Below are 14213 nucleotides of genomic sequence, written 5' to 3'. Positions count from 1 at the left end.
ACGGCCCGCCACCCCCGCGACGGGGGTGACGGGCCGAGGTGCGGGCGCCGCGGTCAGGAGACCGAGACGGCGCTCCAGGCGGCCGCGACGGCCTTGTACTCGGTGCTGGTGGCGCCGTAGAGGTCCTTGGCGGCGCTCAGCGACGCGGCCCGCGCGCCCTTGTAGTTGGTGGTGGAGGTCATGTAGACCGTCAGCGCGCGGTACCAGATCTTGGCGATCTTCTGGTTGCCGATGCCGGCGACCGTCGAACCGTTGCAGGTCGGGCTGTTGTAGCTGACGCCGTCGATGGTCTTGGCGCCGCTGCCCTCGCTCGCGAGGTAGAACCAGTGGTTGCCGACGCCCGAGGAGTTGTGCACGTCGAGCTGGCCGACCTTGCTGGTCCAGCAGTCGGCGGACCGGCCGTCCAGCGAGGGCTTGTCGAAGCGGCGCAGCCACGGCGGGGTGGACTGGTCGCTGAACAGGTAGTCGCCCTTGTCCACCGCGTTGTTGGCGTAGAACTCGACCATGGTGCCGAAGATGTCCGAGGTGGACTCGTTGAGGCCGCCGGACTCGCCGCTGTAGCGCAGGTTGGCGGTGGCGCTGGTGACGCCGTGGGTCATCTCGTGGCCCATGGTGTCGAGGTCGACCTGCTCCGGGTCGGTGACGCCGTCGCCGTCGCCGGTCATCATGCAGAAGCAGCTGTCGGACCACTGGGCGTTGTCCCACTTGGTGCCGACGTGGACGAAGACGGTGGCGCCCTTGCCGTCGTTCTTGATGCCGCTGCGGCCGAAGGTGTTCTTGTAGTAGTCGTACGTCCAGGCGGTGTTGGCGTGGGCGTCGACGGCCGCGGTGGCGCGGTCGGTGGAGAACTTCTTCCCGTCGCCCCAGACGTTGTCGGTGTCGGTGAAGAGGGTGCCGGAGTTCGCGTTGAGCGAGCCGGCGGCGACGTTGCGGGCGTCCTTGGTGACGTGGCCGCGCGTCGGGTCCTTCAGCGAGAAGCCGCCGGTCTGCGCGGTGGTGTCGATGGTGATGTCACCGGTGTACTCGGAGTGGCCGGTGCCGGTGGCCTGGTGCTCGGCGTCGTAGGCCTCGATCTGCGCACCGGTGTTGGCGTCGGTGACGACGATCCGGCCGGCCGGCTGGCCGTGGTCGCCGGTGCCCTCGACGGTGGTGCGCCAGGCGAGGCGCGGGGTGCCGTCGGCGGCCCAGACGACGAGTTCGGGGCTGCTGGTGGCGTTGCCGACGCCGGGGGCGGCCTCCAGCGCGCGGCCGGCGGTGAGCTGGGCGGGGATCTTGGGGACGATGGTGCGCACGGCGGCGTCGTGGGCGGCCGCGCGGGAGGAGTCCTTGAGCCGGCCGCGGGAGTCCTGGTGGACCACCAGGTCGCCGCCGACCACGGGCAGGCCGAGGTAGGTGCGGTCGAAGCGGACGTGCTGGGTGCCGTCGGCGTCCAGCACGACGTCCTTGACCAGGAGGTCCTGGCCGTCGGCGAAGCCGAAGACCGACGCGTTGTGGGCGACGTTGGCCCGGGCCTGGGCGATCGCCGCGTCCCGGCCGGACGCGGCGGACGCGGTCCCGGCGGTGACGGTGGCGGCGACGAGGGCGGCGGTGGCCGCTATGGCTCCGGCCGCGAGGAAGCGGCGAGAAGAGGAGGTGGGGCTCACTCTGACTCCAGTCGGGGATGCTGCGTGATGCAGGGATGAGAGCTGCTGCCGAGATTGACGGTGCGCAGTCATCCAGGGCTAGAGCGAACGTCAGAACTTTGCCAATTCGTGTCCTGTACTGATCAAATTTGATCGTTTTCGACTTGTCTGTTCACGCTTGCGTCGGGGTCGCCGAGACCCGTGCCGTGCGCTCCCCGTGCCGTACGCTCGCGGGATGGACGGATGGGTGGGGGCCTGGACCGGCGGACGTCGTGCGGTGCACGTCGGGAACGTGGCCGACTTCAACGAGCAGTTCCTCCACGAACCCTCCTCCGGCAGGCGGTTCGCCGTCAGGGGGTTCGGGTCCAGCAGGTCCGCCGCCGAACCGTCCGCCGCCGAACGGCGCGCCGACCGCCTCCACCGGGCGCACCACTACGCCGGACTGGCCGTCGGCTACAGCCCGGAACCCGCCGCGCTGGTCCTGCCCGCCGAGGTCGACCGGGCCTGGATCGACTGGCTCGCCCGCGAACTCGACTGGGGCCCGGTCGAGCTGTTCGACGGCATCGCCCCGGGCGGCACGGTCGCCGAGGCCCTCGCCGCCCGCCCCGCGCTCGCCGAACGGCTCGCCACCGGCCCCGAACCCGTGCTGTTCTGGGGCCGCACCCCCGACCGGGGCGAGGGCCCGGAGCTCGCGGCCGTCCGCCGCTACGAGGCCAAGGACGCCGCGCACGGCCTCTTCACCGCGCTCGCCCAGGACCACCCCGGCGTGCGGGTGCCCCGCCAGGAGCCCGCCGACGGCCTCCGGGCGGCCGCCCGGCGACTGGCCGCCCGCGCCGCCCGGGGTAGCAGCACGGTGCTCAAGTCCCCGTACGGAGTGGGTGGTTACGGAACCGTCGTGATCACCCCGGAGGAGCTGTCGGCAGCCGGCGGCGCCCGGCGGCTGCTGCGCCGGCTGGTGCGCGAGGCCGTCCTGCCGTCCGGCGGCCCGCTGCTGCTGGAGGAGTACGTGGACGGCGGCCCGGCCGGCACCGGCCGGCTGCGCGACCTCACCTTCGACGCGGTGATCGGCGCCGACGGCCGGGTCCACCCGGTCGGCGTCGGCGAGATGGCGGTCGACGGGACCAGCTACCAGGGGGTGACGGTCGGTCCGGGCACGGTCCCGCCCGGCGCCGCCGCGACCGTCGAACGCTTCGGCCTCGCGGTGGGGGAGCGGCTGGCCGAGGCCGGCCACCGGGGCTGGTACGACGTGGACTTCGTCACCGACCGGGAACGCCGGCTCGCCCCGACCGAGGCCAATCTGCGGCTCACCGGACCGGCGATCGCCTTCGTCCTGCGCCACCGGCTGGACGAGGTGCGCGGCCCCGGCCACCTGGTCCGCACCCTGGACGCGATGCCGCTCGGCGCCCGGCTCTCCCAGGAGGCGCTGTACGACCACCTGGACCGGCTGCGTCCGGCCTGCGCGCGGCTCGGCGCGACGCTGCTGCCGCTGATCGTGACGGCCGGCCACGAGCCGGACCCGGCCGTCGGCCTGGCGCTCGCCGCCCGGAGCGTCGAGGCGCTGGACGCCGCGCAGGCCCTGCTCGGGGCGGCCCACCACGCACTGGGCCGAATGTTCGAGGCCCTGCGCTGAGCCGTCCCCCCCCGAGCCGTCAAGTCCCCCGAGCCCCCGGGCCCGGCCTGCTCACAGCCGCTTGCGCACCCTCGGTTGCCAGGTCAGGAACCGGACCACGATCGCGGCCGAGACCATCAGCGCGATGTTGAACACGAAGACCAGCCAGGTCTGGGCGTACCAGTCCGCCCGGTGGGCGGTCCGGTACAGGTTGTCCTGCGGCCACCACGAGGCCAGCAACCAGAACACCGCCAGGTGCGCGGCCACCGACAGGCCGGCGGGCCGTCGCTGCCGGGCCGTCACCGCGGCCCCGAAGAGCAGCCAGGCCACCCCGAGCCCGAACGCGGCCCACTCGAAGAGGTAGAGCACGCGGAACAGGGTGTCGTACGGGGCCGGCACCGCCGAGACGTCCGTCGAGCCCGGCCAGAGCCTGTCCGTGAGCAGCGCGGCGACGGCCGCCGACGGCACCCCGACGGTGACCGTGCCGCATCCGAGGAAGGACTCCGACTCCGCGCCGCCCCCGGACCCGCCGCCGCCCTTGCCCCGGTAGCCCTTCCCGCCGCCCGACCGGCGGGGCGGCGTGCGGTCGCCCGGCGCGGGCAGCGGCAGCGCGTCCCGGTCGAGCTTGCCGGCCCGGGTGCGCGGCAGACCGGGCACCGGGACCACGGCGGCGGGCGCCTCCCCGGCCGGCAGCGCGGCCGTGAGCGCGGCCGTCAGCGACCAGCCGTCGGTGTCCGGCGCGCCGGGCACGGTGACGGCGTATCCGACCAGCTCGCGCCGACCGGGTGCGACCTCCATCTCGGCGACGGCCGCCTCCCGGATCCCGGGGCGGGCGCGCAGCCGGGCCTCGGCGCGGGCCGCGCGGGACACCGTCCCGGCCGCGGCGGCGGACACCCGGGCGTCGGTCGGACCGGCGTCGGTCGGCCCGACCACGCCCGCCGCCCGGCCGACGAACTCCAGCGTGCCGCCCTCCGCGATCCGGCCGAGGTCGCCGGTGAGCAGGACCCGGCCGTCCGGGTCGTGTCCGCTGCGGACGAACCGGCGGGCCGTCTCCTCGGGGCGGCCGGGGTAGCCGGGGCCGAGGCCCGGCCCGGCGAGGGCGATCTCACCGACCGCGCCGTCCGGCAGCGGGGTGCCGTCCGGGTCGAGCACGTACACCCGGGCGCCGGGGAACGGCAGGCCGACCACCGACAGCGCCGCGCCGCCGGGCACCTCGTCGAGGCCCCGGACCTCGAACCAGGTGCTGTCCACGGACGCCTCGGCCAGCCCGTAGACATTGATCACCCGGGTCGGCCGGCCGACCAGCCGTTGCAGCGCCAGGTGCTCGTCCAGCCACCACTTCTCGGCGCCGACGGTCAGCACCCGCACCCCGGCGAGCGGGCGGCCCCCGGCAGTCGGTGCGAGAAGGGCGGTCAGCCGGCGCGCGGTGCGGGTGTTGAGCTCCAGCAGGGTGATCCGCTCGGCGGCGATCAGCGGCGGGAGGTCGGCGATGTCGGCGGCCCGGTCCAGGGTGAGGTTGCGCGGGGCGACCACCAGCGTCGCGCCGGAGCAGAGCGCGCGCACCCAGTCGGCGGTGAACACGTCGAACTCCAGGCTCGCCGTGCTGAGGATGCGGTCGACGGGAGTGATGCCGTAGACGGTGCGCCAGCCGTGGTGGGCGGCGAGCAGATTGCGGTGCGAGAGGCCCGCGCAGCGCGGCGGGCCGGTGGTGCCCGAGGTGGTGAGGACGACCGCGAGGCCGTCCGGGTCGAGCTCGGCGGGGTGCGGGTCGACGGGGTGCGGACCGGCGGAGTGCGCCTCCCCGGCGGCCCCGGCCGCGTCGACGCAGACCAGCTCCCGGGCCCCGGCGTCCGTCAGCCGGATCCGGTGCGCCTCCTCGGTGACGACCAGGTCCGGCGCGGCCTCGGCGAGGACGTGCCGCAGCAGCGGGTCGGGGGCGCCGGGCTCCAGCGGGAGGTACGCCGCGCCGGTCTTGAGCACGGCGAGCAGGGCGACGTACACCTCGACACCCCGGCCGAACGCCACCGCCGCCAGCCGGCCGGGCCGGAGCCCGCGCCCGACCAGGTGGCGGGCCAGCCGGTCGGCCCTGGCGTCGAGTTCGCCGTAGCGGAGCTCCGTTCCGGCCCAGCGCAGGGCGACCGCCTCCGGTGCGGCGCGGGCGTGCTCCTCGAAGCGTTCCGGCAGTGTCCCGGCGCGTCCGGTACCTGGTTCCGGCGGTGTGTCCGTCCCTGTCATGACCCGTCCCCTCCACCCGCACGTGGTGTCCCGCACCGCTTCCACGAGCCGTCGGTCCGCTCCGGTTCCACGGTTCGCGCACCGATCCTGGCCCCAACTGCCGCCGGGGAAACGGGGAGTACGCACGGCGCCTGCGCCGGACGGCAGTCCACGGCTCGGACGCCGGACCCGTCGCCCGGACCGACGGTTGTACTCTGCACGCGGACGGTCGGCGGCGGCCCGTCCGGTGCGGCGCCGCGCCCGCGACCCTGCCCGGCACCGGAGGAGCCCAGGAGGCCCGCCCGCATGAGCACGTCCGCCCCGCGCCCGCCCGCCACCGGCCCGGAGGCCGCCCCGGCCGCCGCCGCCCGAGCCGCCGCCGCCCGAGCCGCTGACGCCCCGGCCACCGGCTCGCCCGCCGCGCCGCCGGAGACGTCGGAATCGCCGGAGCTGCCCGAGCCGTCGGCCCCGCTGCTGCGCACCCGGGCCGTGGACGTCGTCCGGGACGGCCGCCACCTGCTGCGCGGGATCGACCTCGACATCCACCCCGGCGAGCACTGGGCCCTGCTCGGCCCGAACGGCGCCGGCAAGTCGACCCTGCTCGCGCTGCTCGGCGCCGTCTCCCACCCCACCCGGGGCGAGGTGGACGTGCTCGGCCGCCGGCTCGGCCGGGTCGACATCCGCGAGCTGCGCGCCCACCTCGGCCACGTCAATCCGCGCCATCCGCTGCGCTCGCCGCTGACCGTGCGCGAGGTGGTCCTCACCGGTGTCACCAACACGATCGAGCCGGACCTGCACCGCAAGCCCGCCCCGGAGGAACTGGAGCGGGCCGAGCTGCTGATCGGGACGCTGGGCATGACGGAGGCCGCGGAGTCCCCGTGGACCACGCTCTCCCAGGGCGAGCGGGGACGGGCGCTGATCGCCCGGGCCCTGATGCCCAGCCCGCGGCTGCTGCTGCTCGACGAGCCCGCCACCGGGCTGGACCTGACCGCCCGGGAACTGCTGCTGGACAGTCTGGACCTGCTCCGCCATCAGCACCCGGAGCTCGCGAGCGTCCTGGTCACCCACCACCTGGAGGAGCTGCCGGAGTCCACCACGCACGCGCTGCTGCTGCGGGCGGGGGAGACGGTCGCGGCCGGCCCGGTGGACGAGGTGATGACCACCGAGCTGGTGAGCGCGACCTTCGGCCACCCGATCCGGATCACCCGGCAGGACGGCCGCTGGACCGCCAGGGCCGCGACCCGGCGCACCCCGACCGGCTGACCGGAGCGGTCCTCGACGACCTCCCCCAGGGGCGCGCACCCACCGGTGCGTGCCCCTTTACCACTTCTTTGCCATCGACGCCACCTCCGGCCGAGCCACGAGTGACCGGAAATCGTCGGTGGACCGACCACCGAGGCGCCGGAGCCCTTGTCCCACCTGCACCGTTTCGTGACCGACCCCGGTGTGGACGGCAAAAACCGATATCCCTAAGGTATGCCTTAGCTAAGTGGGCGGGGGCACCGACGGCGTCGTTGCTCCCGTTCCGCGCTCTGCCCTGCCCTGAAACGCCCTGTCCTGACCGCTGGAGCCCGCATGTCCGCCCGTCGTTCCACCGCAGCCACGCTGCTCACCCTCGCCGTGGCGACCGCCGCACTGGCCGGCTGCTCGCAGAAGAAGGACGACAAGGCCGCTGCCGACGCCGTCAAGGTCAACGCCACCGACACCGCCTGCGAGGTCTCCAGGACCACCTTCCCGGCCGGCCACGTCAGCATCGACATCGCCAACAAGGGATCCAAGGTCACCGAGGTCTACGTCTACGCCGCCGGCGACAGGATCGTCACCGAGCGCGAGAACATCGGCCCCGGCACCAAGGCCACCGTCACCGCCGAGATCAAGGCCGGCACCTACGAGGTCGCCTGCAAGCCCGGCATGGTCGGCGACGGCATCCGCCAGAGGATCACCGTCACCGGCGACACCTCCGCCGCCCCCGCCGACCCCCGCCTGACCGCCGCCGTCGACTCCTACCGCGCCTACGCCCAGGGCCAGGCCGACGCCACCGTCCCCGCCGTCGAGGCCTTCGCCGCCGCCATCAACGCCGGCGACCTGGAGAAGGCCAAGTCCCTCTTCGCGCCCTCGCGCACCGGCTGGGAGCGCACCGAGCCCGTCGCCGAGAGCTTCGGCGACGTCGACCCCAAGACCGACACCCGCGAGGACGGCCTGGAGCCCGGCCAGGAGTGGACCGGCTGGCACAAGCTGGAGAAGTCCCTGTGGGCCGACGCCGTCATCGGCGACGCCGAGAAGAAGCTCGCCGACCGGCTGGTCGCCGACCTCAAGGACTGGCAGAAGAGGATCCCCGAGGCCGAGATCACCGCCACCAGCATGGCCAACGGCGCCAAGGAACTCCTCGACGAGGTCGCCACCGGCAAGGTCACCGGCGAGGAGGACCGCTACAGCCACACCGACCTCTCCGACTTCGCCGCCAACGTCGAGGGCGCCAAGAAGGCCTACGAGCTGCTCAAGCCCGTCGCCGCCGAGAAGGACGCCGAACTCGCCAAGACCCTCGACAGCGAGTTCGCCGCCATCCAGGCCCTGCTCACCAAGTACAAGCAGACCGACGGCAGCTACACCTCCTACGACAAGGTCACCGACACCGAGCGCAAGACCTTCTCCGACGCCGTCAACTCCCTCGGCGAGCCCCTCTCCAAGCTCGCCGCCGCCGTGGTCGTCAAGTAACCACCGCAGACCGGTGCGCGCTGCCCTTCGCGGCGCGCGCACCGGGCCCCGCACCACGCACCACACCCGGTACTCCGCCGTGGCGGCCCCAGCGGCCGCCACGGCATCCGTGAGTTCAGCACAGAGAAGGGTCCACCCGCCCATGGACGCCGAGAACCAGCAGCAGAACGCGACGCCGGCCGCCACCGCCGACGCCACCGCGGAGTCGTCCGCCGGCCGCGCCCCGGTCAGCCGCCGCGCCGTCATCGGCTGGGCCGGTGCCGGGGTCGCGCTGGGCGCCGCCGGTGTCGGCTCGGTCGCCGCCGCGACCCGCCAGGACGACGACACCCCGGCCGCGCCCGCCGCCACCGCGGACATCCCGTTCTTCGGCGACCACCAGTCGGGCATCGCCACCCCCGTCCAGGACCGGCTGCACTTCGCGGCGTTCGACGTCTCGTCGACCGCCACCCGCGACTCGCTGGTCCGGATGCTGAAGGAGTGGACCAAGGCCGCCGCCGCGATGACCGGCGGCCGCGAGGTCGGCAGCGGCGCCGCCAGCGGTCTGCCGGAGGCGCCGCCGGACGACACCGGCGAGGCCCTGGGCCTGCCGGCCTCACGGCTCACCCTCACCATCGGCTTCGGTCCGAGCCTGTTCGAGAAGTCCGCCCCGGACGGTCAGACGGTGGACCGCTTCGGCCTCAAGGCCCGGCGGCCCGAGGCCCTGATCGACCTCCCGAGGTTCAAGGGCGACAACCTGGACCCGCAGCGCAGCGGCGGCGACCTGTGCATCCAGGCCTGCGCCGACGACCCGCAGGTGGCGGTGCACGCGATCCGCAACCTGGCCCGGATCGGCATGGGCACCGTCAACATCCGCTGGTCCCAGCTGGGTTTCGGCAAGACCTCCTCCACCACCCCGGACGCGCAGACCCCGCGCAACATGATGGGGTTCAAGGACGGCACCCACAACATCGCCGGCACCGACACCGCGAAGCTCGCCGAGCACGTCTGGGCCGCTCCCGGCGAGGGCCCGGACTGGATGACCGGCGGCTCCTATCTGGTGGCCCGCCGGATCCGGATGCACATCGAGACCTGGGACCGCACCTCGCTCAAGGAGCAGGAGGACGTCTTCGGCCGCACCAAGGGCGAGGGCGCCGCGTACGGGCGGACCAAGGAGCACGACGCCCCGGACCTCAAGGCGATGCCCGCCGACGCCCATGTCCGGCTGGCCCACCCGGAGTCCAACGACGGTCTGATGATCCTTCGCCGGGGCTTCTCCTTCACCGACGGCACCGACGGCCTCGGCCGGCTGGACGCGGGCCTGTTCTTCCTGGCCTACCAGCGGGACACCCGCAAGGCGTTCGTCCCGCTGCAGCAGCGGCTGGCGGCCTCCGACGCGCTGAACGAGTACATCCAGCACGTCGGTTCGGCCCACTTCGCCTGCCCCGCGGGCGTCCGCAAGCCCGGCGAGTGGTGGGGCCAGGCCCTCTTCGGCTGACCTCCCGCCCGTTCCGCCCGTACCACCCTCCTCACCCCCAGGGAGCCGGCGTGTTCGCCAACTATCTGATCGGCCTGCGCGAAGGACTCGAAGCCAGCCTGGTCGTCTGCATCCTCATCGCCTACCTGGTCAAGACCGGCCGCCGGGACAAGCTCCCGCCGGTGTGGACCGGCGTCGGCGCGGCCGTGCTGCTGTCGATGGCCTTCGGCGCGGTCCTGCAGTTCGGCTCCTCCCAGCTGTCCTTCGAGGCGCAGGAGGCCCTCGGCGGCTCGCTGTCGATCGTCTCGGTCGGCCTGGTCACCTGGATGGTCTTCTGGATGCGCCGCACCGCCCGCCACCTCAAGAGCGAGCTCCAGGGCAAACTCGACGCGGCCCTGGCGATGGGCACCGGCGCGCTGGTCGCCACCGCCTTCCTCGCGGTCGGCCGCGAGGGCCTGGAGACCGCGCTGTTCATCTGGACCGCCGTCCAGGCCACCGAGGACGGCTACAACCCGATCGTCGGCGCCGCCCTGGGCCTGCTCACCGCCGCCTTCCTCGGCTGGCTGTTCTACCGCGGCGCACTGAGGATCAACCTCGCGAAGTTCTTCACCTGGACCGGCGCCATGCTCGTCGTCGTCGCCGCCGGCGTCCTCGCCTACGGCGTCCACGACCTCCAGGAGGCCGGCTGGCTGCCCGGCCTGCACAACCTCGCCTTCGACATCTCCACCACGATCCCCAAGGACAGCTGGTACGGCACCCTCCTCAAGGGCGTCTTCAACTTCCAGCCCGACCCCAGCGTCCTCCAGCTCGTCGTCTGGCTCGCCTACCTCGCCCCCACCCTCGCCTTCTTCTTCGGCCTCCTCGGCGGCCCCGCCGAACCCACCACCCCCAAGCCCACCGGCACCACCGGCACCACCGAGGCACGCCCCACCGCCTGACACCACCGCCTGACACCACCGGCCCGCGCCACCCGGCGCACCCGCCGCACCACGCAACGCCCCGCCCGGACCCCCGGACGGGGCGTTCGCATGCCCGGGCCCGACGGCAAGGGATCGATCGTTGCCTGACGGTTTGTGTACCTGACATCCGGTCAAAAAATTCACCTCTGGGATCTACCCGCGTAAACCCCCGGGGCGACATGCTGGTCGGCAGCCCGGGCCGGTTCCCCGCCCGGGGGCTTTCCCCTGCCCTCCTCGACCCAGGAGTTCCCTGTCATGTCCGCGATACGCGTGCCCCGCCGTGTCCTGGCCGCCGCCTTCGGCGCCCTGCTGCTCGCCCTCACCACCCTGCTGACCGGCGCGGGTACCGCCCAGGCGGCCCTGCCGACCCCGGTCTCGGCCGCCACCGCCCGCGGCTACCTCGCCGCGATCACGGTGGCCGCGGAGTCCCACGCCTCCACCTACGACCGCGCGCTCTTCCCGCACTGGATCACCATCTCCGGCACCTGCAACACCCGGGAGACGGTCCTCAAGCGCGACGGCAGCAACGTCGTCACCGACTCCGCCTGCGCCTCCGTCAGCGGCAGCTGGGTCTCGGCCTACGACAACGCCACCACCACCAGCGCGTCGAGCTTCGACATCGACCACCTGGTGCCGCTGGCCGAGGCCTGGCGCTCGGGCGCCTGGGCCTGGACCACCGCCCAGCGCCAGGCCCTCGCCAACGACCTGGTCCGCCCGCAGCTGATCGCCGTCTCCGCGAGCTCCAACCGCTCCAAGGGCGACCAGGACCCGGCCCACTGGCTGCCGCAGACCTCCTACCGCTGTACCTACGCCCGTGCCTGGGTGCAGGTGAAGTACTACTACGGCCTCTCGGTCGACAGCGCGGAGAAGAGCGCCCTCTCCTCGATCCTCAACGGCTGCTGAGGAAACGTTTGCCCCGGGCGCGGTAGGGCGCCCGCCGAGCTCGGACAGCACGACGCCCGCCGGGAGGAGTCCCGGCGGGCGTCGTGCGTACGAGGGGCGACGGCTACTCGCTCTTGATCGCGCCCAGGATGTCCAGCCGCGCCGCCCGCAGGGCCGGCCAGACGGCGGCCAGCAGGCCGATCACCGCGGCGGCGACCAGGAAGAACCCGATCTGCACCGGCGGCACCACCAGGGTGATGCTCTTCAGCGATCCCGCGATCGTCCGCACGGCGGCCCAGGCGGTGACGATGCCGAGCAGCACGCCGACCACACCGCCGAACAGCGCGATCATCAGCGACTCCAGCCGCACCATCCGGCCGACGCCGCGCCGGTCCAGGCCGATCGCCCGCAGCATGCCGATCTCGCGGCGGCGCTCGAACACCGACATCGCCATGGTGTTGACCACACCGAGGATCGCGACGATCACGGACATGCCCAGCAGCCCGTACATGACGTTCAGCACGCCGTTGATCGCCCGGTTGTTCTCCGCCTTGATGTCCTTCTCGCCCTTGACGCCGATCAGCGGGTTGCCGCCGGTGGCGTCGCGCAGCGCCTGCTTGAGCGCGGGGGTGGCGCCGTCGGCGCCCTTGACCAGGACCTTCTTCAGGCCGGAGCCGGCGATGGCGTGCGGGCCGACCAGCTTGTCCGGGGCGATCAGCCCGCCGATCTCGGAGTTGCGCTCCACCAGGGCGCCGACGGCGAGGCTGCCGCGGGTGCCGTCGGGGTAGGTGATGTCCAGGGTCGAGCCGACCGTGAGGTGGTTGCGCTCGGCGTAGTCCTTGCTGGCCAGCAGCTTGCCCTGCTGGAGCGCGTCGGCGGCGCCCGCGGTGACCTTGACGTCGACCAGCCGGTCGAAGGTCGCCGCGTCCACGGACGTCAGCCAGGAGGTGTCGCCGTCGGCGACCGCCTCCACCGGCACGTCCCGCACCACGCTCGTCGCGGTGACCCCGGCCGTCTTGGCGATCTGCCCGGCGACCTCGGGGGAGAGCATCGACCAGTTGTCCATGGCGACGGCGAAGTCCGCCTTGATGTCGCTGGCGAAGGCCCGGTCGGCGGCCTTGCTCACCGAGGCGCCGACCACGCTCAGCGTGGTGATCAGGGTGACGCCGATGGTGAGCGCGGAGGCGGTGGCGGCGGTTCGGCGCGGGTTGCGCACGGCGTTCTCGCGGGCCAGCTTGCCGGGCGTGCCGAACAGCTTGCGCAGCACCGGGGCGAACAGCGCGATCACCGGGCGGGACAGCAGCGGGGTGAGGACGAAGACGCCGATCATCAGCGCGCCGGAGCCGAGGCCCACCAGGTTGACCGACTCGGAGGCCGCGCCGCCGACCAGGCCGAGCGCGCCGCCGACGGCGAACAGCAGGCCGATGATGTTGCGCACCAGCAGCGACTTCTGGGTGGCGGGCTGCTCGCTGGAGCTCATCGCGGCGACCGGGGCGATCCGGGAGGCGCGCAGCGAGGGCAGCCAGGCGGACAGCACGGTGACGGCGACGCCGACGAGGAGCGAGGCGATCACGGTGCCCGGAGCGATCACCAGCGGGCCGTCCGGCAGGTTGGCCTCCCACGGGCCGTTGAGCAGGGCCTGCAGACCGGCCGCGATGCCGATGCCGCCGATCAGACCGCCGATCGAGGCGGCCAGGCCGACCAGCAGCGCCTCGGCCAGCACCGAGAGGGTGATCTGCTTGCGGCTGGCGCCGACGGCGCGGAGCAGGGCGAGCTCCTTGGTGCGCTGGGCGATCAGCATGGTGAAGGTGTTGGCGATGATGAAGATGCCGACGAAGAGCGAGATCCCGGCGAACACGAGCAGCATGGTGGACATCGCCTTGGTGTTCTCGTCGATCCTCCGCTCCTGCTCGGCGGCCAGCGCGCGGCCGGTGTTGACGTCGAAGGTGTCGGGCTGGGGGAAGGACTTCTGCACGGCGGCCAGCAGCGCGGTGTCGTCCGTGCCGGGCTTGGCCTTGACGTCGATCCCGTCGTACTGGCCGGGGCTCAGGTAGAGCTGCTGGGCGGTGGCGGTGTCGAAGGCGGCGAGCGATCCGCCGGACTCCACGCGCGGGTCGTTGGTGTGCAGGGTGCCGGTGAGCTTGAGCTCCATGACCGGGCCGTTGACCGCGACGCGGACGGTGTCGCCGAGCTTGAAGCCGCCCTTCTCGGCGGTCCTGGTGTCCAGTGCGATCTCGCCGGAGGTGCGCGGGCCCCGGCCGTCGGCCAGCGGGAAGCGCGGGTCGGTGTCGTCGGCGCCCGGGACGTAGTTGGTGCCGGTGGTGGAGAAGCCGTCGCCGATCAGCGCGCCCTTGCGGTCGGCGATGCCGGCGAAGCCGCTGACCACTCCGCGGGCCTCGGCGGCGCCGGGCAGCGCGGCGACCGCCTTGCGGGTGTCCTCGGTGAGCTTGGGGCGGTCGGAGGCCTTGCCGCCGTGGTCGTACCCCTTGCCGACGGCACCCCGGTCGCTCACGGTGACGGCGATGTCGGTGTAGCTCTGGGCGCTCTGGGCGCGCCAGGCGCTGGCGAGGGTGTCGGTGAAGACCATGGTGCCGGCCACGAAGGCGGTGCCGAGGAGGACGGCGAGCGTCGTCATCAGCAGTCGGGCCTTGTGGGCCAGCACGTTGCGCAGTGCGGTGCGGTACATGGGGTGGTGTCAGTCCTGAGGGTCGTGGCGTCGGCGGCCGGTCCGGTGGCGGGGCTGGGGGCTGACCTGCCGG

9 protein-coding genes are annotated in these 14213 nt (G+C 73.5%); 6 read left to right on the top strand and 3 right to left on the bottom strand.

All coding sequences use genetic code 11. From position 1 onward, the window contains the following. Positions 1–53: 53 nt before the first annotated feature. On the bottom strand, positions 54–1643 hold the full coding sequence (locus OG715_RS04925) for a M4 family metallopeptidase (protein WP_266277044.1): 1590 nt from the start codon (positions 1641–1643) through the stop codon (positions 54–56). A gap of 214 nt (positions 1644–1857) precedes the next feature. On the opposite strand from OG715_RS04925, the gene OG715_RS04920 reads away from it, so the two are divergent. Continuing rightward, positions 1858–3252 (top strand): hypothetical protein, encoded by a 1395-nt coding sequence (locus OG715_RS04920; RefSeq protein ID WP_266277046.1) that lies wholly within the window; start codon positions 1858–1860, stop codon positions 3250–3252. Between the two features lie 51 nt (positions 3253–3303). Here OG715_RS04920 and OG715_RS04915 read toward each other — a convergent pair whose 3' ends face one another. Further along, positions 3304–5466 carry an AMP-binding protein gene (locus OG715_RS04915; RefSeq protein ID WP_266277048.1) on the bottom strand — a complete coding sequence of 721 codons (2163 nt, stop codon included), beginning with the start codon at positions 5464–5466 and terminating at the stop codon, positions 3304–3306. Positions 5467–5751: 285 nt separating this feature from the next. On the opposite strand from OG715_RS04915, the gene OG715_RS04910 reads away from it, so the two are divergent. The 5 genes from OG715_RS04910 (at position 5752) to OG715_RS04890 (ending at position 11475) form a co-directional block, all read left to right on the top strand. Then, on the top strand, positions 5752–6708 hold the full coding sequence (locus tag OG715_RS04910) for an ABC transporter ATP-binding protein (RefSeq protein ID WP_266277051.1): 957 nt from the start codon (positions 5752–5754) through the stop codon (positions 6706–6708). Between the two features lie 312 nt (positions 6709–7020). Further along, on the top strand, positions 7021–8160 hold the full coding sequence (gene efeO, locus OG715_RS04905; protein WP_266277053.1) for an iron uptake system protein EfeO: 1140 nt from the start codon (positions 7021–7023) through the stop codon (positions 8158–8160). A gap of 142 nt (positions 8161–8302) precedes the next feature. Then, positions 8303–9634, top strand: coding sequence for an iron uptake transporter deferrochelatase/peroxidase subunit (efeB, locus tag OG715_RS04900; protein WP_266277055.1), 1332 nt, complete (start codon positions 8303–8305; stop codon positions 9632–9634). A 50-nt stretch (positions 9635–9684) separates the two neighbouring features. Further along, entirely contained in the window at positions 9685–10551 is an 867-nt protein-coding gene (efeU, locus tag OG715_RS04895; protein WP_266277057.1) for an iron uptake transporter permease EfeU, read from the top strand. 276 nt (positions 10552–10827) lie between these two features. Then, on the top strand, positions 10828–11475 hold the full coding sequence (locus OG715_RS04890) for an HNH endonuclease family protein (RefSeq protein ID WP_266277059.1): 648 nt from the start codon (positions 10828–10830) through the stop codon (positions 11473–11475). Between the two features lie 103 nt (positions 11476–11578). Here OG715_RS04890 and OG715_RS04885 read toward each other — a convergent pair whose 3' ends face one another. Beyond that, on the bottom strand, positions 11579–14140 hold the full coding sequence (locus OG715_RS04885; protein ID WP_266277061.1) for an ABC transporter permease: 2562 nt from the start codon (positions 14138–14140) through the stop codon (positions 11579–11581). Positions 14141–14213 lie beyond the last annotated feature (73 nt).

Source organism: Kitasatospora purpeofusca (genome assembly GCF_036010405.1).
GTDB lineage: Bacteria > Actinomycetota > Actinomycetes > Streptomycetales > Streptomycetaceae > Kitasatospora > Kitasatospora purpeofusca.
This window is presented reverse-complemented; position numbering and strand designations above follow the sequence as displayed.

Bases quoted from the DNA above. Each gene is read 5' to 3' on its own strand.
- OG715_RS04920 (WP_266277046.1), top strand. From the start codon at position 1,858: ATGGACGGATGGGTGGGGGCCTGGACCGGCGGACGTCGTGCGGTGCAC.
- OG715_RS04915 (WP_266277048.1), bottom strand. From the start codon at position 5,466: ATGACAGGGACGGACACACCGCCGGAACCAGGTACCGGACGCGCCGGG.
- OG715_RS04910 (WP_266277051.1), top strand. From the start codon at position 5,752: ATGAGCACGTCCGCCCCGCGCCCGCCCGCCACCGGCCCGGAGGCCGCC.
- efeO (WP_266277053.1), top strand. From the start codon at position 7,021: ATGTCCGCCCGTCGTTCCACCGCAGCCACGCTGCTCACCCTCGCCGTG.
- efeB (WP_266277055.1), top strand. From the start codon at position 8,303: ATGGACGCCGAGAACCAGCAGCAGAACGCGACGCCGGCCGCCACCGCC.
- OG715_RS04890 (WP_266277059.1), top strand. From the start codon at position 10,828: ATGTCCGCGATACGCGTGCCCCGCCGTGTCCTGGCCGCCGCCTTCGGC.
- OG715_RS04885 (WP_266277061.1), bottom strand. From the start codon at position 14,140: ATGTACCGCACCGCACTGCGCAACGTGCTGGCCCACAAGGCCCGACTG.